Consider the following 20,646-nt stretch of genomic DNA (forward strand, 5'->3'; position numbering starts at 1 on the left):
GAGTGTGTCTGCTTGTCATTACCGGAAGCTTTTATCGAAAAAATGACGCGATTGCTTGGACAAGAAGAAGCCCAAGCCTTTTTCGCCAGTTATGAAAAGCCGCGTGCATACGGATTGCGGGCCAATCTGTTAAAGATTACGCCAGAGCAGCTGCAGGCCCTTGTCAATTTCCCGCTCCGTCGGATCGCATTTTGCAAAACCGGCTTCTATTTTAACCCGGACGATCACCCGGGCCGGCAGGCGTTCCATCAAGCAGGCTTGTACTATATACAGGAGCCAAGTGCGATGGCCGTGGCTGCATTTGCTGACGCTCAGCCCGGTGAAAAAGTGCTTGATCTCTGTGCCGCGCCTGGTGGCAAATCCACGCAACTGGCTGCGGCAATGCAGAATCAAGGGCTGCTTGTTGCCAATGAGATTTTCCCGAAAAGGGCAAAAATATTATCAGAGAACATTGAGCGCATGGGCATCCGCAACGCCATTGTTACAAATGAAACGCCTGAAAAACTCGCCGATTATTTCCCAGGCTATTTTGACAAAATTCTCGTTGATGCGCCATGTTCCGGGGAAGGTATGTTTCGCAAGGATCCAGAGGCTGCGTCCTATTGGAGTCCAGCGCACGTCAATGAATGTGCCGCGCTGCAAAGCCAGATTCTTGATCAGGCGTACCGCATGCTGAAAACTGGTGGGACGCTGATTTATTCAACGTGTACTTTTTCCCCAGAAGAAAATGAACGAACCATTGAGGCTGCACTTGAGCGTTTTCCAGATCTAACCGTGCAGGCTTTAGAAAAAATAGGTGGCATTGCGGATGCACGTGCCAAGTGGTCCATAAGTCAGAAGAAGCAGCTGAAACATGCTGCTCGACTATGGCCGCACCAGCTTGAAGGTGAAGGACACTTTATCTGTAAATTACTGAAAACGGCGGACAGCGCTGAAGCCCGGCTTCGTGAGGCAGTCTCGGTCAAAGAGGCGCAGCTTCACGATTATCGTTTCTTTGAAAAAGCTGCGTTACGTGAGCCGCTGAGTGGTTGTTTCCAACAATACGGCAATCAACTTTTTCTGCTGCCTGAATCATGTCCGGATCTGAAGCCGCTTCGCGTGATCCGAGCCGGACTGCATCTAGGTGAATTCAAGAAAAACCGGTTTGAGCCGAATCACGCTTTGGCACTCGCTTTGCCAATCAGCCAATTTCAAAGCGTTTTAGCGCTCAACAATCAGAGTTGTGATCGCTATTTGCGCGGAGAAACATTGCCGGTATCCGCTGATAAAAAGGGATGGACAATCGCAGCGCTCGATGGATTTCCACTCGGTTGGGGCAAAGCAACCGCCGGTCAACTGAAAAATAATTATCCAAAAGGCCTGCGCCGGCGCGGTCTTGTCTATCCGGAGTAAATGGAGGCTACGATGCGTTTCTTAAAAAAAGGCGATGCTGTCGGACTAATTTCTTGCTCTGACGGTTGGAACAGCAGCGATAAACCGTCCCTTGATTATATAGTTCGAGTACTGTCGTCACTTGGTTTAAACGTACGGATCGCCGAAACGATCTTCCAGTTAAAAAATACGCCTTTCAGCGGTTCGCCGATCCAGCGGGCTACTGAATTGATGAAATTGTTCCGTGACCCTGAAATTCGGATGATCTTCGATGTATCCGGCGGCGACAGTGCCAATCAAATTCTTCCTTATTTGGACTATGCCGCCATTCAGCAGTCGCAGGCTGTATTCTGCGGGATCAGCGATCTGACTGTTGTCACAAATAGTCTCTATTCCCAATGCGGGCACCGAAGCATCCACTATCGGATCAAGAACTTGACTGGAGACTGTGCCGCTGAACAATTGAATTGGTTCAAAGCCGCGTTTATGAAGGACGGCTCCATCCCTGCCATTGACTACCACTGGTTACGTGGCAGCCAGATGAGCGGTGTGCTGATCGGTGGGAATCTGCGCTGCGCGCTCAAGCTTGCCGCAACGCGCTATTTTCCCGATCCAACGGACAAAATCATTTTGCTTGAATCGCTTGGCGGTGGAGCAGCGCGCACAGCGACTTTGCTCGCGCAACTTGATCAAGCCGACGTCTTCAGCAAGTGCAGCGGCATTTTGCTTGGTACATTCACTACGATGGAGCAAAGCGGCGCACAGCCATCTGTACGGAAGCAGATTCTGGGGATCACGGCTCCCTATCAACTGCCAGTCGCTGAAACCTCTCAGATCGGCCATGGCGAAGATGCATACGGCATCGAAATCGGCGCCATGCTACACTTTTCAGCTAGCGCTAACCTACAATAAAATTGATTCTCAAAGATCTACAGAAGCCCTCGCCGTTGTAAACGGGTGAAGGCTTTTTTTAATGCTCGATAAAACGACAAAGCGGATTACCATGTGCACTTGGCTTGTCAGAAAAACTTAGCACAGCCAAGTCCCTTCTACAACAACTGCGGTCCGGTCTTGTTTTTCCCGCAGGCATTTCACACATTGTCTTTTTCGGGAAAATCAATATTAACAATTTAACAGAGGCATAAAAAAAATGGCCAGTCACTGCGCGAGTGATCGGCCATTTCTCATTCTGCTATTTTCTCGCGAATCTTCTGAACGACCGCCTGGTAGAGAGGCTCAATACCTTCGTCCGTCTCACAGGATGTGCGAAAGATTTTCGCTGAGGCATTCAGTCCGAGCGCATCCCGCTCCGCCTGTTCCGTATTAAAATCGAAGAAGCGCTGCAAATCTGTTTTATTGAAAACCACCCAATCCGCTTTTGAAAAAAGCAACGGATACTTAACGACTTTATCGTCGCCTTCCGGAATGCTGACAATACCCAGCTTTACATCTTCACCAACTTCAAATTCTGCCGGACAAACCAGGTTACCGACGTTTTCAATAAACAGAACATCAATTTCATTAAGGTCGAAATAGCCGAGCATTTTCTTCATCGCCATCGCTTCGATATGGCAGGCACCATTCGTGTTCAACTGCACAACTGGAATGCCGAGTGCGTCCAACTTCTCTGCGTCAAGCTGGCCGGCAATATCTCCCTCAATAACCGCCGCATGATAGTCCGGCTGCAGGCGTTCAATCAGTTTCAAAATCAAACTTGTTTTACCTGCGCCAGGAGCTGCCATTATATTGATTGCCAATACCTTTTTGGCTTTAAGTGTTTCTTTTACTTCATTGCTGCAATCTTCGTTCCAGTCGAGCAGCTGCTGTACCACTTTAATTGTGTTCATTAGATTAAGCCTCCATTCCCCGTTAAATGTCCGTGGTTTCTTTTCATGATGAAAACTTCTTCTTGTATTATATAATAAAGGAGTGTTCATTCGTAGCACATAACTTTTTTATCCGTAAGCTTTGTAATATCAATTGTTGCTTTTAATTATTTATCGGATGCGTTCGCTTGCTGCAGGGGCTCACTTAGCTCGCTTTTTCCGCAAGCGTCTCGCGCTTTCACATCATTATTTTCGCAAATTCTTATACATTATTATCTCTTGAAAACCAACATTAAATTTTTACAGCTCTCCGTTAAGAAGATCTTAGACTTCAGCATATTTAGTAAAAGAAAAACTAGCTCAGCCGAGGACTTGGCTTTGCCAAGTTTTTCTGATCAGTAAGGATGGATAAAGCATGAAAATCGCAGTTTTTGACGGTCAGGGAGCGGGGCTCGGGCAGTCTGTGATCAAAGCGATGCGCCAGAGTCTACCGAATCCCTGTACCATTGTCGCACTCGGCGCCAACACGTATGCTACTTCGAAGATGGTCCGCGCCGGCGCGTCCATGGGAATCAGTGGCGAAAAAGGGTTTATCTCCTTCTGCAGGCGTGAGCCAATCGATTGTCTGATTGCACCGATCAGCATCATTGAATCCGGTTCACTGCACGGCGAGATCACACGGCCCATGGTTCACGCGTTCACCGATCTTCATTGCAAGAAATTTCTAATCCCACTCCATCATGAACGCGTATTTCTCCCCGGACTGGCCCATTTGCCAATCAAACTGTGTATTGAAGAAATCATCCGCCAAATCCATGACGATTGGGCGGAAACTGACGAGTAAAAGCTTTATTGGCCAATCCCCATCGATTGATACCGCTTCGCTTGTTCCTGATAGTGTTTGGCGTCATAAACAAGGTATTCTTTATTTTTGTCGCTCAGCATTCGTTTTTCTTTCGCCGGGACACCGGCAACAAGTGTGCCTGCTTTGACAACCTGACCTTCCAGCACAAGCGATCCGGCAGCAACAAGCGCCCCTTTTTCAATGACTGCCCGATTCAGTATCGTCGCCCCCATGCCAATCATTGCGCCATCTTCGACCGTACAGCCGTGCAAGATCACTTGATGACCGACTGTCACATTGCGTCCGACGCGGCAAGGGGTGTTGGTATCGACATGCACGATTGTTCCGTCTTGAATATTGGAACCTTCCCCAATAAAAATACCCGCCTCGTCGCCGCGAAGAACAGCATTAAACCAAACAGAGGATAACGCGGCAAGCTTCACCTGACCGATAATCTGCGCGCCAGGCGCCACAAAAGCGCTCGGATCAATCTTCGGTTCGTAACGTCCATATCTGAACATGATTCCGCCTCCATTGTTCCACTTGTTATCGTTTTCATCATAGCTGAAAAACGAAAGTATTGCGAGCCTCGCCGCTTCGCTAGCCAAGATCGGTTTTGCTCTTTTTTCCATCTCTTGTGCCACATTGATCGTTTCGCGTTAAAATAATAGATAGGTAAATGATTCAGAAAAACTTGGCATGGCCAAGTCCTTTTTCAATAATTGCGCTTAGGTTGCTCGCTTTTCACGCAAGGCACAAGAGCGCCTTCGCTGCAGTTTTCACGAGAAATTCTATACATTCTTATAAAAAATAAGAGGGGACCAACATGTCTTCCAGTGAGACAACCTTTTTACATTTTGATGAATGCTTTGCTTATCAGAAGAAACTGGTTCAGGATCTACACGCCAGGCTGATTGATTTTACGAAACTGCGCGGGACATCCCTTTACTGTTCGTCCGAGGCTTTCACGACGATTCAACGCGCGCTGAACAAGCAAACGACAGGCGGTCTAACTTTACTCGGAAGCGGCAACTATCACTACACAACGCTTGCTCTGCTTCTGAAAATTCAGCATCCGTTCACACTCATTCTCTTCGATCATCATACCGATTTAAATGCGGGCCGTCTCAGCGATATGCTCTCGTGTGGTTCTTGGGTGCATCATGCGATCAGCACTTTGCAGAATCTGAAGAAAACAATCATCATCGGCCCGGATCCGTTATCGGCCCGCAACATTCCGCCGTTCATCCGGCGTCAGGCTGTCATTCTTTCCGAAAATCAGTTACCGGATTCCGCAACATTGCTTTCGCTGATTCCGACGACAAATGTATATATTAGCATCGACAAGGACGTTCTCTCGTCCCATTATGCCCAGACGAACTGGGATCAAGGGCAGATGCAGCTTGGCACACTTTGTGATTTGATTCGGCTGATTCTCAGTGGTCATTTCTGCTCAGGTATGGATATTTGCGGGGAATGGCCCGCCCAGCCGCATCAACATTTAAATGTTGAAACGCGGCGCGCAATGGAAATCAACGCTTACAGCAATCGGCGATTAGCTGAAGTCTATAGGGAAAACAAAAACACGCCCGACATTGTCCGTCCGGGCGTGCTTCATTGAAAAAATATTATCTCAGGAAAGAAGTTTTAAGCTTTCGCGATTAAACGCCGGAATATCCTGAGGCATCCGGCTGGTCACGAGATTATGACAAACAACGACTTCTTCGTCTTTAAACTTTCCGCCAGCATTCACTAGGTCAACCGCTATCGATTTATAGCCGGTAACATTCCGTCCTTCAAGAGAACCAGCCGAGATCAGCAGCTGTGGTCCGTGACAGATCGCAAACACTTTTTTATCTTCCTCCATAAACGCTTTAGTGAATGCGATATAACGGTTATCGTCACGGAGATTATCTGGAGAATAGCCGCCTGGGATGAACAATGCATCGAATTCTTCCGGTTTTACTTCATCAATTGTTCGGTCGACGTTGACCTTTGCCCCATGTTTTCCTGTAACCGTGCCTTTTGATGAACTGATCACGATTACTTCATGGCCGGCTTCTTCGTAAGCTTTTGCCGGGTCGGTGAATTCTACATCTTCGAAATCGTTTGCCAGAACACAAGCAATCTTTTTTCCCATAACGAAATAACTCCCTTTCTTGTTACTTTTTCTGATAAAACGTATCAGAAATTTATTTTCATTTATTATGTTATGGAAAATAATAAAATTTATCAACCAATATGCTTTGGTACTAATATTGACGGTACGTATACGGAGATTTCGGTTTTGATACGACAGTCCAGCGTGTCACTTTCAAATAAGGAATCGTTTGTTTGAACGGCTGGTAATAGACTTCGGATAATTTGCCAGAGACACGAATCCATGTATCATTTTTATAGTCAATTGTGTGCGGAAATTGGACCATCATGCCAAAAACGCCTGCATCAGCAATGCAGTGTATGATGCCGAAGCGGAACAGAAACAGCTGATTTTTCTCCAACGCATCGCCATGATAGACAAAGCCCATCATCGATAGGTTCTTATTTTCAAAATTGCCCGGATAATTATAGATGGCTTCGAGCGCGCGCAGATAATTATTATCATCCAAATACAAGCGATTGCCGCTGCTATATTTTTTCATATCCGCATGCAGCATCTGTTTATACGTGCTACTTTCATAATATTGACTCGTATCCGGTTTTAAAATCTGGTGATTCGCATATTGATCGTGATCGTTATCCAATTCTGCAAAATGAAAACCCTTGGCTTTGACTATATTGGAGTCGAGTGTCGCAATCGGCAGAAACAGCCCTGTCAGCAGCGGGAAAACAAGCAGCCCGTAGGTAATCAGCTTTTTCCACCAGACATTATCCTCGTGGCTGTGATCATGGCCGAACAGGTCTTTTTGTCGCTTGTGATGGGGACGGCTGCCTTCGAGATTCCATTGAATTGCCTGATAGACGGCCATCAAACCGACAATAAAAATCATTGAGAAAGTCAGATAGCCATAGCGCATATTGATATATTTGCTGATATCACCTGTCAGATGCAAATGAAGAAAAAGATACGCATAGCCAAAAAGGATGATAAAACGAATCATTTCCGGCCCTCCTTCAGACGAGCAGCGCGCCGGTGAATACACAAAGAAAAATCAGTGCAACCAGCGTGGCCACAAATTTTTTTCGGAATGTCGACAGCATCATCATTAGATTCTTGATATCAACCATCGCGCCGAAAACTAAGAATGCCGTCAATGGCCCAGGCGGAAAAGTACTGCGGAAGGACGAGGCGACAAACGCATCTGCTTCAGAGCAAAGTGACATGATAAAAGCGAGTAGCATCATGACAAGCGTCGCCGTGACCGGTGTATTGCCAAATGCAAGCAGCGTGCTTTGTTTAATATAGGTCTGCATCGCAGCGGCAATAAAGGCTCCAAAGACGAGATACTTGCCAACAGAAAAAAATTCATCAACGGCATGGGAGAGCGTTCCACGGATCTTATCCGTTAATTGCAGCGGCTGATTTCCTGCTGGCTCATGTTCATGCTTGTGATAATAGGTTTCAATTTTATGATCGATATACTCGCGCAGCTGATTTTCCGGAAAAAGAAAGGAAATAAGTAGGCCGACCGTGATCGAAACGGCAATCGCAAGTCCTCCGCGATAAAAAACCATCTGCCAACTGCTTCCGAAAGCGATATACGTCGCAAAGAGTACGACTGGATTGATAATCGGCCCTGCCAGCATAAACGCGATTGCGGCGTGCAACGGCACTTGTTTGCGAATCAGCCGTTCGGTAATTGGTACAATGCCGCATTCACAGGCTGGGAACAGCGCACCCAGGCAAGTGCCGAGCACGACGGAACCCAGACGATTGCCCGGCATGATCCGAACAATTATCGCTTCGGTAACAAACATCTGGATGATTGCCGAAATAAAGACGCCAATGACGATAAAAGGAATCGCTTCGATCATGATACTGATAAAAATTGTATTTAATTGCAGAAATGATTCGCTAAACAACGCCGCCACTCCTCGCTGAGCAAAAACAAACCGATTAAAACTCTATTCAGTCTATCATCCAGCTGATTTATAAACAACAAGAGCGAATTGGCGGAAAAAGCCGTGTCTGCGTAGCCTCTTTTATTCAGTAAGGCTCGATTGGGCAACTTATCACACACATGATGACTGAGACTCAAAAAGCGCACATCCTGATCACTTCCGGATGTGCGCTTGCTATCATTAATTAAAAATGCAGTTTTTCCATGATTCTGTTACGGTAATTACGAAAAACACCGGCTTTTTTCAGCGAGCGCGTCTCCATCATTTGATTGAATTGAAGACGCTTCGCTCTAATTTCTCCAGAAATCCGCTCTTTCTCCACCGGATCCGTGCAACAGCGCAGCAAATCGTTTAGTGTCACCAGTTCTTTGTGCAGCCGAACTTCCTCCGGAAGATAACCAGCATTCTTCAGTAGTTTATAGCCAACCCGCAAATCAGCGGGTACAGCCGAATCATCCTCGAATTTCTGTGGTTTTCCTTTACCTGGCAGATTTTCAAAAAGGCCTTCACGCAGCCCCTGCTGAATTCTCTCTTCAGCCAGAAGTTCAATCAACCCCATGAATTCCGCTCCTTTTATCCTTTTGGTTGCTCTTGCGACGGTTCCTGATAGAGTTTTTTCAGCGGATCAAGCGCCGGTCCGTCAATCACCTCACCGTTTGCTGAAAAACGCGAGCCGTGGCACGGACAATCCCACGTCTTTTCCGCTTGATTCCAGTTTACTTCGCAGCCCATGTGGGTGCAAGTCGTATTGACAAGGCTCAGACTTCCTTCCTCATCGCGATATGCTCCGGCGCGCTGTCCATTGATCGTGACAATCACGCCTTGATTGTTCCCCAACTCATCGAGCAACCGCTGCTTACGATCAAGCTTGCCTTTAACAAGTTCTTTACCAACAATGGCTCCCTCAATAATAAATGTCTTGATCATTGGGTCAGCCTCAAAGCGTGATGGATTAAACAGTTCTGTGTAAGGATTGTGTTTGCCAAGAATCGTGTCTGAAAATAATTTGGCCGCTACTACTGCGGTCGTCATGCCCCATTTACGAAAACCCGCTGCAACGTACAGATGGGGTTCATTTTTCGCCAGAAGTCCAATATATGGCACTTTATCCAATGAAGTGTAGTCTTGTGCGGACCAGTGCGCAATCATCTGATTTTCACCGAGGACGGCATCAGCAAAACCTTGCAAGCGAATATAATGATCCGTCGTGCTACCTCCTTGACCTGTTTTGTGGTTTTCTCCGCCAACGAGAACAATTTGGCGGCCATCGCAAACCGCACTACGAAGAGAACGTCTCGGATCACCGGCACTCAAATACATACCCTGCGGTACCGACTCGCAATCTGCGCAGGCTATCAAATAGGAGCGCTCCGGATACATGCGAGCAAAATACAGACGATTCGCATCATAAAAAGGAAAATGTGAACAGATCAACACGTCGCGGCAATGAATCTTCCGACCATCCTTCGTGACAACAGCAAGCGATGGTTTTTTCTCCAGATCATAAGCGAGCGTGCCTTCATAAATAGCTGCCCCCATCCGCACCAGTTCAGAAACGAGAAAATGAAGAAACATCAATGGATGAAACTGGGCTTGATCGGCGATTGTCAAACCGCCCTTTGTGTCAATCGGTAGATCAACTGAATCGCTGAACTGTGCCGGTATGCCAAGGCAGTCATATGCTTCTTTTTCCCGTTCAATTGACCGTCGTTCGTTGTCGGTTGCGGCATAAAGAATGGCCGGTGCTGTAGCATATGTGCAGGAAATATCACTGGATTGGCAAAGCTTTCTCAACCAGCTCAACGCTTCATTATTTGCATCAAAATATTGCCGTGCTTTTTCTTTGCCAAAATGGGCGATCAGTTCTTGATAAATCAGGCCATGCTGCACCGTTATTTTAGCCGTCGTATTGCCGGTCGTAGAACTGGCCAAGCGATCAGCTTCAACAAGAGCCACTTTCACGCCACGAACCGCGAGCCGATACGCCGAAACGATGCCTGTGAGTCCGCCGCCAATGATGGCCACATCCGTATGAATGTCTTGGTCAAGCGAACGAAATGAAGGGAGATGCACAGTTTTGTGCCAAATCGATTCTGTCTTCTCCGATATATTATCTTTTTGAAAAAGAGTCATATGCTCTATCCTCCGGCTGATTTTCTCTTTAGTATGCGCAGAAAATCACGGAAAATGAGCAAAAGATTCACGAACGACAAAGCCATCAATACAAATCCAGCAAAATACTGGTTCTTAAATTCAACAAATGTGCTCCGATCGCTCGCTTGCCGCTAAAGTATCGAGTTGTTTTCCGATTCGATGTCGATCATTTTTGACATTATTGCTCGTCATTCGGGAAAATAATCCCATTTTCCTTGCGTACGTGCTCCATGACGCTTAGAACGTTGCTGCTGAGCTGCTTCAAGTGTTCATAAGCCCCTTGGTCATGACGCGCAATAATATCCGCGAAATTGGCAATTTCAAAAACCTTATCATCAGGCACACAGCATGATGCGACAGGCTGTACCTCTTTTGTATGGGCATCGATCCATTCCAGTTGGTGAATATCCGAAGGGTTATTAATTCGCCAAGTCCCCTTCTCTCCATGAATCTCTGAAGGCGCCGATGAATGTGCAATTTTCGAACAGAGCAGCGTACAGACGAACTGATCGTACCGAAGGATCAGCGTTCCGCTGCCGTCGATACCGTTTGATAGTTTCACCGGATAGTAATGGGCTTCAAGTGGTGAGCCGAAAAGTGCAATCACCGGATAAATTGTATAAACACCTAAGTCTTCGAGTGCCCCACCAGCAAATTCTGGCGAGAAGATATTGGTAATCGTACCCTTCAGAAAACTGTCGTATCGAGAAGAATATTGGACAAGTTCTAAAACAGCGGAACGTATTTGGCCCGCTTGCGCAAGATTCGCCTGCAGGGTCTTGAAAACCGGCGTTTGAATGTTGCGAATCGCCTCGAAAAGAAAGACACCCTGCTCATCCGCTAAGCGAAAAGCTTCGTCAAATTCCTTTCGAGTCACAACGATCGGTTTCTCGCAGATCACATGTTTGCCGCCAGCAAGCATCTGACAGACCTGACGATGATGGAGCGTGTTGGGAGACGCAATGTAAACAACATCCACATCCGGCGAACCGGCGAGCGCTTCAAGTGATGAAAACCAGAGCTGTCCACCATTTTTCTGTGCAAAGGCACGTGCCTTCTCCTCTGATCGTGAATAAGCACCGACAAAAGTCATCCGTCCTGTTGCCGCTACCGACCTAAGAAATGATTCCGTTATTTTGCTTGTTCCAATCGTTGCCAGCTTCATTAAATCTAATCGCCTCCAGACTTTCTTTCTGGCTTCATTATACCAAGATAAATATGGTAGAATAGACGAGCACTCAAATTAGCTAGAAAAATTTTCTCCAAATAACATAGAAAAAGTATAGATGAAGCAAAGTGGCTTGTCGCTGCGGATACGGGGTAATTGTTCAGCTCTGGCAAAATTCGTTAAGACGCTGTAAATAATATAGAAATTTACCCACAACTGCCGCTGTATGTTTTCTTTAATATAAAATGATGAAGCTAAATGAATGTTTTACCTATTCATATGCGCTCAGAGGAGTGAGTTGAATGAACGCGATCTATAAAAATATTATCTTGAATATAAAGAAACAACCTTTAGTTTGGGCTTTTGTATTAATTTACGTCCTTCCTCCTGTGGGAATGGCTTGGCTACTCGCTTTCGGCGTGATGCACGTGATACACATGCTAAAATCAAAAGAGAAATGGACCTTTGACCCGGTCGGCATGCTTTTTATGCTCACTGCCATCGCTGCCGCAGGCTCCGCCCTGACTTCCTGGAAGTTGCTAAACTTTTTGTCCGTGCCGATGATTGCAGCGTTTTACGGAATCTATCTTTATTTATTTCATCATATCGAGCGCCTGCGCCTGCGTCGCTATCTATGGGTCGTGATTTTCGGCGGACTGTATGAGGTCATTTCTGATAAAGTTTTTGCTGTGATTAATCATTTTATTAAAATTCCTGATGTCATCTCTTTCTTCACAGGAAATCTGCTGCTTGGCTTTACAAAGTATGATCGCCTTTTTGGTTCAGCATATAATCCGAATTACGCCTGCTATTTGCTTATCTTGTCGTTGTCTTTCCTGCTTGTTGAGATTCTGCGGGTGATTCGTTTAAGAAACACACAAGCCGTACGACGCATGCTGCTGATGCTTGTGGTTATTGATTTCGGTATCTATCAAACGGGATCACGCGCTGGTTTCATCATTATGCTCGTTCTGCATTTGATGTTTCTACTTCTTTATAACAAATGGGCATTCGCCGGATTCACTGGGCTGACTGTTTTGTTGCTGCCTTTTATTTTTCATTGGATGCCTCGGTCGAGCTCAACAGAAATGTCGTTCTCGACGCGTCTTGATATTTGGAAAAACAGTATTTATGTTTTTTGGCAGCATCCGTTGTTTGGCGCCACACCGCTTGGCTTTCCGGATGCCTATGAACAATTTGCCAGCAGCAGTCAGTCACATCCGCATAACCTTTTTCTCGCCGTATTCGCGTCATCTGGGGTTATCTGCGGCCTTTTCTTTACAGCACTGATTCTGCTTAGTGCCTATTATCTGATACGATCATTCATTCAGGATAAACGGCATCGTTATCGAGCAACGTTGTTTCTATTCGCCCTGCCGACAATCATCGAATACGGAATTATGGACTTTACGTTGTCATCGCCACAAGTGATGCTCGTCGTGCTGGCTCTCTCTGCTTTCTGGATCAACTATCTGCGCCAAAAGGGCTGGTTGAAAAGTGTGCATTCCATTCTTATGCCGCAGCTTTTTCATCGGTTTAAGGCGAAAGCAGAAAACAAGAAAAGTCCGGCACTCGCTTTGACCGCTCACATCCAAATGGCAAAAAAAGCCGAAAGCTTGGAAAAATATTAACGTTTCAAAGCGATGAATCCGAGGTTCGTAAGCGTATAATAGATCTATTGAACGCATCAGGAGGAATTCATAAATGACAAAAATCGCATTTATCGGTGCTGGGGAACTGGCTGAATCACTTGTTAAAGGGATCCTAGCCAAGCCATTTTGTCCGCCCCAGTCCATTTGGATGACGAATCATTCGAATAAGGACAAGCTAACTTATTTATCAAAGACCTATCAGGTGAATGCCACACCAGATAAGACGGATGTACTACGCCAGGCCGATGCAGTTTTTCTCGCCTTCAGACCAGGAAATGCGCGCGATGCGCTTGCAGAGATAAAAGATCAGCTGACCAACGAACAGCTCGTGATCTCATTAATGGTCGGCGTTCCATCAGCTTATATTGAAGAAATTGCCGGAAAGTCGCTGCAAATCGTTCGTGCCATGCCAAATACATCAGCATCAAATGGTCTTTCAGCTACCGGTATGGCCGCTAATGCAAATGTGTCCGACGATAATCTTGCACTTGCCCAACGTCTTTTTGAGGCTGTCGGAACAGTAACAGTTGTCGCCGAACAAGAAATCGATATTATTGCCGGTCTGGCAGGAAGCGGACCTGCTTATCTTTATTATCTTGCTGAAGCCATGGAAGAAGCAGGTATTCGAGAAGGCCTCTCTTCAGAAGCTTCTGCCGCGCTTGTTCAGCAAACAATAAAAGGCGCAGCTCACCTGCTGAACCATTCAGGCAAGTCTGCGCGGCAGCTGCTTAAAGCCGTTGCTACGCCAGGTGGCACCACTCAGGCAGGTCTTGATACATTGGACCAGCATGAAACAAAAGACGCGATCATCGCCTGCGTGCATCAAGCCATCCGCCGAGCAGGAGAAATGAGTCAGCCGTTCAAACACTAATACAGCGTTTGTCTCAGCTGCATGCGGCAAAGCTAGCTTATTATGTCAGGATTCTAGCAAAAGTTATGCAATATTCGATTCAAGCAAAAATAGCGTGTCAGATTATATAACACAATCATTGAATGCTTTATCTAAAATGCTAAGATAAGTGAGTAAGCTTTAACACACCTTCTGTTGCAGTTAACCTTAAGTTGAGATGTTCGATCTTAATTTAGGAAACCATCATTTACTCGTTTGCGATAGAATGCTCACCGGCATTCTTATCGCATATTTTTTTGCATTTTTTGCAGATCGGAAGGCAGCTGAAAAGCGTTTTCCTTCTGCTCTATTTCATGCAACCTATATATTCGTTATAATAAAAAATAGAGCTCTTACACAAGTGGGTCGAAATCAGACCCTTTTCGCCGGGAGTGCGTTCACCATGAAAAGACATCATTCTGAGTCGCGAAAGGATGCCTCGCTGATGAAGAACAAGCAAATGATAGCCGCTTTCCATTTTTTCCTTTGCTTTGTCCTCATTGCACCCATTTTGCCACTGACTCAAGCCCGAGCCGAGAGTCACTCTGAAATAGCAGCCACCGCTTTCGCTACATCTTTTGAAAAGGGACAAGCTTTGCCTCTAAAAAGCAAGCGTGTCAGTAGCGAAGGGGCTGATATCTATTGGACGGATCGCGGAACACGTATCGCTGGTTTGAAAACCACCGTAGCAAACGGACCAACAGAAATTTATCATACCACTGCGCGCTTCGGATGGACGGGTAAAAAAGTCCTCTACTATTCAGGAACCATCGGCAAGGGAAAAAAGCGCGACGTCCGAACCGCACTCTTCCACACCCGAATCCAAGTTAAAAAAAACAGCGTGCTTTCCTATTATATCGCGCCGCTCGTCTCAGACAAACAGACATCGGCTCGTGCGTCGAACGTTTCAATCGATCTCGCATTTTCCGATGGAACCTATCTCCACCAATATAAAAACGTTACCGACCAAGACGGCTTTTCAATCACACCGAGTGCTCAAGGAGCATCCGGAACGTTAATAACCAATCAATGGAATCACAAATCTGTGGCAATCGGTCAGACCGTTGGCGGTAAAACAATTACAGGAATCTTGCTATCCTACAGGGCGAGCCAATCTTCCGGTTCATTTCGCGGCGCATTGGACGATTTATCCATCTCGCTTGCCAATCAAGCAACAGCTGCCGCACCCGTTGACTCTGTGAATATCCTGCGTGGCACAGCATCGAGCAGCAAGCTTTACCGCGGAAATACAGTTCCTGCTGTCGGTGTCCCCAACGGATTCGCTTACTGGTCGCCGGCAATCGACAGCAGTTCCGCCAACCATTTCTATCCCTATCAACAAAATAATAATCCGAGCAACCAGCCGATGATTCAGTCCTTCTCACTCAGCCATTCTGCTAATGCTACCGATGGCGACCGTCAATCGTTTCAAGTGATGCCTTCGGACTTCAGTGGAACGCCAAGCGCGAGCAGGCTGAATCGCAGCTTAGCCTATTCGCACATGAGCGAAACAGCGCAGCCAAATCTTTATAAAGTTTCCTTTTTAAATGGCATTCAGGCAGAAATGACCGCGCTCAGTCATTCTGCAATTCTCCGCTTTACCTTTAAGGGAAACAGTAGCAACCTGATTTTCGATAATATTGATAAGAATGGTCACTTATCACTTTCGCCGAATAGAAAAGAGCTCTATGGTTACTCAGATGTCACCAATGGAAAAACCGGTGAATCTGCTCGGCTCTATTTCTACGGAACCGTCGATCAGCCCGTTATCGATCAAGGGCACCTTTATGGACAAGACCGCGATAAAGTGACAGGATTCTACAAATTCGACACCTCCGTTCACAAAACGGTAACTTTGCGCATCGCTAGTTCGCTGATTAGCGTTAACCAAGCCCGTAAAAACCTTAATTTAGAAGTAGGATCGAAGGTATCCTTTCAAAAAGCGAGCAAAGAAGCGGCGGACGCCTGGAACAAACGACTCAAGAGAATTACTGTCAAAGGAGCAACTGCCCTGCAGCAGACAACCTTGTATTCCAATCTCTATCGGCTTTACCTGAGTCCGAACAGTACAAGCGAAAATACAGGCACGGCAAAGAAACCGATTTATCAGTATGCAGATCTTGCCGCACCACTGAAAACAGCCAATGGACCGCTGCAGACTGGTGCACGGATTCGCAAAGGAATGAACTATAATTCAGGTAATTTTCAATACACGGCGCAAACCGTATGGCCCGCCTATGAACTGCTCGAGCCAAAACGCACAGGTAAAATTCTGAACAGCTATTTGCGGGATATGACTAAAGACGACTCATTAATCTCTGCGTCTGAAGCGCCATATGCCGAAATGACGTTGGCAGATGCGGTGCAAAACGCAATTCCCGGCTTAAATGCCAAATCCGTGTATGATCAAGTTCTAAAAAGCGCATCGAATCGGATGCCCCCGATGCAGACGTTTGGTCAAAAAAACACGAACAATCTACTTTTCAACGGTGAACTGACCCTTGCCGGCAGTCAGTCGGCTTCACGTCTGCTTGCGGATTGTCAGAGAGATTATGCACTCGGCGAACTTGCTGCCTCACTCGCTAAAGGCAGCAACGCTTCTTCGTACGCGGATGATTCTGCCTTCTACTTAAAGCAGGCCCAGAATTATATTCATTTATTCGATGTTCCAACAATGCTGACAAACAAACCGCATTCTGGTCGAAACAGCCTGCTCGCCCCGTCACAAGCGCTGAATGATGCCAATCCTCAGCTGCAAAATCGGAGTTGGCGCCTAGCATTTGCTGTACCTCAGGATGGACAGGGACTGGCGAATCGATACGGTGGTCAACGCGGCCTCGCTGCGAAATTGAATCAATGGATCACTGCCACGCCAACCATCAATGAATTAAGCAAAAAAGAGGCAGCAAGAGAAGCCTTCAGCGGCGGCCTTGGATCGTTTACATTGTCCAGTCCTGATTCTCCATCTCTTGCTTATATGTACCTTTTTGCTAAGCAGCCGGATAAAACGCAAACCATGGTGCGTGAATTGCTCAATCGTTTTTATACGGGCAGCGATATCGGTCAGGGCTATCTTGGCAGTGACACAGACGCGATGCTCTCATCCTTCTACATTTTCGCCGCTGCTGGTATTTATCCATTGCAAAAGGGAAGCGGCAATTATGTGTTGAATGCTCCATTTTTTAAAGAAATGACGATTCATCTTGAAAATGGACGAAATTTAACAATTAAAGCACCAGCGGTTAGCAATCGTAATCGTTATATCCAGTCGGTCATTTTCAATAATCAAACCTATTCTAACAGCAGTATCTCGCAATCGATGCTGAAAAAAGGCGGAACATTGTTGTTCGTGATGGGCGAACGCCCATCCAACTGGGGAACGGGAAGCAATCAGCTGCCAAATTCACTGACACCTGTTTCGACCAACGGATCTAGCTTTTATCCGAAGCCGCTAGAAGACTTGATCCGCACGGATAAAATAAAATTGACAACAAACGGAAAGTTACACACTGATTTTCTCTCGGAAATCAATACCGTTCGCGGTGATTCGACAGACGCAATCATCCAGGCTGATTTCTCCAGCCAGTCACCTTTAATCCGCATGTATACACTGACGTCCTCTGAGAATTCAGGGACAAGTGATCCGAAAAGCTGGATTCTTTATGGATCCACGGATGGAAAAACTTGGCATCCGATTGATACGCGAAAAAACGAGCGCTTTTCTTGGCGCCTGATGACTCGTGCTTTTCTGATTAAGGATCCGCAGCCTTTCCGTTATTATCGATTAACAATTATCGATCATTCAGATAATCACGCGCTTTCGCTCGGTTCCATCCAACTGTTGGGTTATAACGGAATTGTTCCTGCATTTAATCAGGTGGAACGCAATCTGATTCGCCAATTTGAACGAAACGATTTGTCTGAGAATCAAACGGCTTCTCTGTTATCTCTGATTAATAAGGCAGAATCCGCCTATCAGGCGCAGGATATTCCCTCTGCAATCAGTTATCTGCAAATTTATGTGCGCACCATTGATTCATTTGTCAACGCAACAGGAACGACATCGACTGTTCGCGGTCAGCTTTCAGCGGACGGTCATGCCTTAATAAACCTGCTCGTTCAATGAGATAAACTTGATTACGCCTTGTCTTTTTCGGCAACAATTGTGCTTCGGCTACTCACTTGGCGCGGGCGCCGCGCGTTTCCTCAGACAAGCTAGAATCTGCGGGGGCTACTTGGCTCGCCTTACCCGCAAGGCGCCAGAGCACCTGCGCTGCATTTTTTTGCAAAATTTTTATGCTTTCTTATCTCCGCAAAAAGCCTTAACTTTCTTCTAAAAAATAGAACCGTTCTTTCCGAATGGCATCCGGAAAGAACGGTTCTTTATTTATCTTCACCAATAATCCGAACCTCGGTCTCAAGGTCGACATGAAACTTTTCCTTGACCGTTTTCTGTACATGATGAATGAGATTAATGTAATCGGTCGCCGTCCCATGATCAACGTTGACCATGAATCCGGCATGCTTCGTGGATACCTCGACGCCGCCGATTCTTACGCCTTGGAGACCGCTGTCCTGTATCAATTTTCCCGCGAAATGTCCGGGTGGACGCTTAAAAACACTGCCACAAGACGGAAATTCCAGCGGTTGTTTCATTTCCCGCAATTCAGTCAAGTGATCCATCTCCGCTTTGATAGCATCTTTATCGCCCGGCACGAGTTCAAAGGTGCCTTCAAGTGCAAGATAGCCGTTCTTCGAAATGGCGCTGCTTCGATACCCCATATCCAGTTCGCCACGACTAAGGGTCCTCAGATTGCCACTTCGATCCAAAACAAGTGCGCTGCTAAGCACCTCAGAAGTTTCACCGCCATAAGCACCCGCATTCATGTAAAGCGCACCACCGACTGAACCGGGAATCCCACAAGCGAATTCCAGACCGGTCAGGCCACAAGTTAACGCGTAGCGCGAGACATCAATTATCGCTGCCCCACATTGTGCCGTAATGGCGTTGCCTTCACGCGTCATTTGGGTCATACGGTTTAAATCAATCACAATTCCGCGAATCCCGCCATCACGGATAATCAGATTCGATCCTCTTCCAAGAATGGTGACAGGTAATTCATTTGCTGCTGCGTATGCAACGATTTGCTGCACTTCAACAAATCGCTGCGGCTGAACGAATAGATCCGCTTTTCCACCTGTATGTGTAAACGTGTAAGCACTTAGCGGTTCATCTTTTCGAATTTGGTCACGAGACGCAAGCATTGTTATTATTGTGTGATAAATGGTATCATTAATCATTCTTCATCCTCAAACCTATCATAATAAAAAATTCCCTCCCGTTCTGCCCGAGCAAAACAGCCAAGTGTATTCAGAACCGGCTGTTGCACAAAAATTGCAATTGAGTCGTAACGGAAAGCTTCGCAGATAATCTAGCTAGAGGGCGAACAAGCTACTGAAGTGCCGCTCTGTTCACAGAACACCTTTTCTCCGCATTAATAATTTATGCCATTCCTTCCGGCCGATGTCAAGCAAATTCCGTCACCATCGAAAGACTGCATTGTATAATCGTTCAATTAAAAAAAGACGGATTCTGTGCACGCTGAGTGTAGAATCCGCCTTAAAGCTTTTACTTTATTGGCTCTGCTGTTGCTTTTAACCCTTTATTTGCCGCGCGTACAGCGAGAGCCTGAGCGCATCGACATTTTGTCGGAAAAACAACAATAAACTCAAACAGAGACATTTAATTAGTTATCTGGATCGATAAGTATTCTTATTCGCATACATAAATTGATCGGCTTTTTGCACCAACTCTTCGATTGTTTCTCCATCATCCGGGAAAAAACTAACACCGATGCTAAGCGACAATACGATTTCAAGCCCATCTTGAATAATTCGCCCATCCGCAAGTTCTTTAAGCCTTTTTCGAATCGCCCAATAGTTTTCATACGATCCGATATCCGGAAGCAAAACAAGAAATTCATCACCGCCATAACGACAGACAATATCCTCTTTCCGGATCGATTCCGTCAACATACTGGCCACTCGGGTCATCACCTTATCCCCGGTATTGTGGCCATATGTATCATTAATTGATTTGAACTCATTCACGTCGACAAACATCAGTCCGAGCATCTGGTCGCTCGCCTTTGCGTGTTTGATATATTTTTCCGCATAACGCTCAAACAGCGCCCGATTTGCCACACCCGTCAGTTGATCATAATAGGCTAGCTTCTCGATAACCTTTTCTTTCTGCTTCAGTTCATTGTTTAAACTGGATAATTGCCTGACGGCATCACGCAGCTGATCAATACGCAAAAACTGATTGGTCACATCAATGAACTCAAGCAGAATTGCAATATTAGAACCCTCTTTTAATCGGTTCATTTTCAGATTGACTTTCTGCTCGGAATCTATCATTTGTCGGTGCATCGCCGCAGAGAAAAAGGCGGGCGTTCCGTCAGCAATCAATCGCTCAACAGCTCGATCAAAGAAACGGTAACTCAGATGGGGAATCACTTCATTGATATTTCGCCCCATTACCTGATCCTGCTTCTTACCCGTTATTTTCTCCATAAACGGATTCCAGTATGTAATGGTCCGATCGGTATTCAGAATGACAATTCCCTCGTTTATGTAGCTCAGCACGCTTTGCATAATTGAGTCCATATCAAGCATCT

Annotated in this window: 17 protein-coding genes; 7 read left to right on the forward strand and 10 right to left on the reverse strand. The window is 46.1% G+C overall.

Going from position 1 to position 20,646, the window contains the following annotated elements; genetic code table 11:
* The first annotated feature begins 12 nt into the window (after positions 1-12).
* A complete protein-coding gene (locus JOC27_RS04500) occupies positions 13-1,392 on the forward strand; it encodes an RsmF rRNA methyltransferase first C-terminal domain-containing protein (RefSeq protein ID WP_205005821.1) in 1,380 nt (459 codons plus the stop codon).
* A 12-nt stretch (positions 1,393-1,404) separates the two neighbouring features.
* A complete protein-coding gene (locus JOC27_RS04505) occupies positions 1,405-2,283 on the forward strand; it encodes a S66 peptidase family protein (protein ID WP_205005822.1) in 879 nt (292 codons plus the stop codon).
* Between the two features lie 272 nt (positions 2,284-2,555).
* Here the strand turns inward: JOC27_RS04505 and hypB are convergent, their stop codons facing one another.
* Entirely contained in the window at positions 2,556-3,218 is a 663-nt protein-coding gene (gene hypB, locus JOC27_RS04510) for a hydrogenase nickel incorporation protein HypB (protein ID WP_205005823.1), read from the reverse strand.
* A 394-nt stretch (positions 3,219-3,612) separates the two neighbouring features.
* On the opposite strand from hypB, the gene JOC27_RS04515 reads away from it, so the two are divergent.
* A complete protein-coding gene (locus tag JOC27_RS04515; protein WP_205005824.1) occupies positions 3,613-4,041 on the forward strand; it encodes a DUF3842 family protein in 429 nt (142 codons plus the stop codon).
* A 5-nt stretch (positions 4,042-4,046) separates the two neighbouring features.
* On the opposite strand, the gene JOC27_RS04520 is transcribed toward JOC27_RS04515, so the two are convergent.
* Entirely contained in the window at positions 4,047-4,562 is a 516-nt protein-coding gene (locus JOC27_RS04520) for a gamma carbonic anhydrase family protein (RefSeq protein ID WP_205005825.1), read from the reverse strand.
* A 305-nt stretch (positions 4,563-4,867) separates the two neighbouring features.
* On the opposite strand from JOC27_RS04520, the gene JOC27_RS04525 reads away from it, so the two are divergent.
* Positions 4,868-5,662, forward strand: coding sequence for an arginase family protein (locus JOC27_RS04525; RefSeq protein ID WP_205005826.1), 795 nt, complete (start codon positions 4,868-4,870; stop codon positions 5,660-5,662).
* A 12-nt stretch (positions 5,663-5,674) separates the two neighbouring features.
* Here JOC27_RS04525 and JOC27_RS04530 read toward each other — a convergent pair whose 3' ends face one another.
* The 6 genes from JOC27_RS04530 to JOC27_RS04555 form a co-directional block, all read right to left on the reverse strand.
* Positions 5,675-6,181 carry a type 1 glutamine amidotransferase domain-containing protein gene (locus tag JOC27_RS04530; RefSeq protein ID WP_205005827.1) on the reverse strand — a complete coding sequence of 169 codons (507 nt, stop codon included), beginning with the start codon at positions 6,179-6,181 and terminating at the stop codon, positions 5,675-5,677.
* A 112-nt stretch (positions 6,182-6,293) separates the two neighbouring features.
* Positions 6,294-7,142 (reverse strand): TIGR03943 family putative permease subunit, encoded by an 849-nt coding sequence (locus tag JOC27_RS04535; protein WP_205005828.1) that lies wholly within the window; start codon positions 7,140-7,142, stop codon positions 6,294-6,296.
* 13 nt (positions 7,143-7,155) lie between these two features.
* A complete protein-coding gene (locus JOC27_RS04540) occupies positions 7,156-8,064 on the reverse strand; it encodes a permease (RefSeq protein ID WP_205005829.1) in 909 nt (302 codons plus the stop codon).
* Between the two features lie 223 nt (positions 8,065-8,287).
* Positions 8,288-8,662: a DnaJ family domain-containing protein gene (locus tag JOC27_RS04545; protein ID WP_205005830.1), complete on the reverse strand. Its 375-nt coding sequence runs from the start codon at positions 8,660-8,662 to the stop codon at positions 8,288-8,290.
* Positions 8,663-8,676: 14 nt separating this feature from the next.
* Positions 8,677-10,236 (reverse strand): FAD-dependent oxidoreductase, encoded by a 1,560-nt coding sequence (locus JOC27_RS04550; protein ID WP_205005831.1) that lies wholly within the window; start codon positions 10,234-10,236, stop codon positions 8,677-8,679.
* 199 nt (positions 10,237-10,435) lie between these two features.
* Positions 10,436-11,422 (reverse strand): Gfo/Idh/MocA family protein, encoded by a 987-nt coding sequence (locus tag JOC27_RS04555; RefSeq protein ID WP_205005832.1) that lies wholly within the window; start codon positions 11,420-11,422, stop codon positions 10,436-10,438.
* Between the two features lie 305 nt (positions 11,423-11,727).
* Here JOC27_RS04555 and JOC27_RS04560 point away from each other — a divergent pair, with 305 nt between their 5' ends.
* The 3 genes from JOC27_RS04560 to JOC27_RS04570 all read left to right on the forward strand — a co-directional run bounded on the left by JOC27_RS04560 (position 11,728) and on the right by JOC27_RS04570 (position 18,092).
* Positions 11,728-13,056 carry an O-antigen ligase family protein gene (locus JOC27_RS04560; protein WP_205005833.1) on the forward strand — a complete coding sequence of 443 codons (1,329 nt, stop codon included), beginning with the start codon at positions 11,728-11,730 and terminating at the stop codon, positions 13,054-13,056.
* 73 nt (positions 13,057-13,129) lie between these two features.
* The gene (gene proC, locus JOC27_RS04565; RefSeq protein ID WP_205005834.1) at positions 13,130-13,948 is read left to right on the forward strand and encodes a pyrroline-5-carboxylate reductase; all 819 of its coding nucleotides are present in this window, start codon (positions 13,130-13,132) and stop codon (positions 13,946-13,948) included.
* 421 nt (positions 13,949-14,369) lie between these two features.
* Positions 14,370-18,092 carry a GH92 family glycosyl hydrolase gene (locus tag JOC27_RS04570; protein WP_205005835.1) on the forward strand — a complete coding sequence of 1,241 codons (3,723 nt, stop codon included), beginning with the start codon at positions 14,370-14,372 and terminating at the stop codon, positions 18,090-18,092.
* A 257-nt stretch (positions 18,093-18,349) separates the two neighbouring features.
* Here JOC27_RS04570 and murB read toward each other — a convergent pair whose 3' ends face one another.
* Both murB and JOC27_RS04580 read right to left on the reverse strand, forming a co-directional pair.
* Positions 18,350-19,267, reverse strand: a complete 918-nt coding sequence (murB, locus tag JOC27_RS04575; RefSeq protein ID WP_205005836.1) for a UDP-N-acetylmuramate dehydrogenase — start codon at positions 19,265-19,267, stop codon at positions 18,350-18,352.
* A 450-nt stretch (positions 19,268-19,717) separates the two neighbouring features.
* Positions 19,718-20,635, reverse strand: a complete 918-nt coding sequence (locus JOC27_RS04580; protein ID WP_239529730.1) for a sensor domain-containing diguanylate cyclase — start codon at positions 20,633-20,635, stop codon at positions 19,718-19,720.
* Positions 20,636-20,646: the final 11 nt, after the last annotated feature.

This window comes from Sporolactobacillus spathodeae (genome assembly GCF_016908935.1).
Classification (GTDB): Bacteria; Bacillota; Bacilli; order Bacillales; family Sporolactobacillaceae; genus Sporolactobacillus; species Sporolactobacillus spathodeae.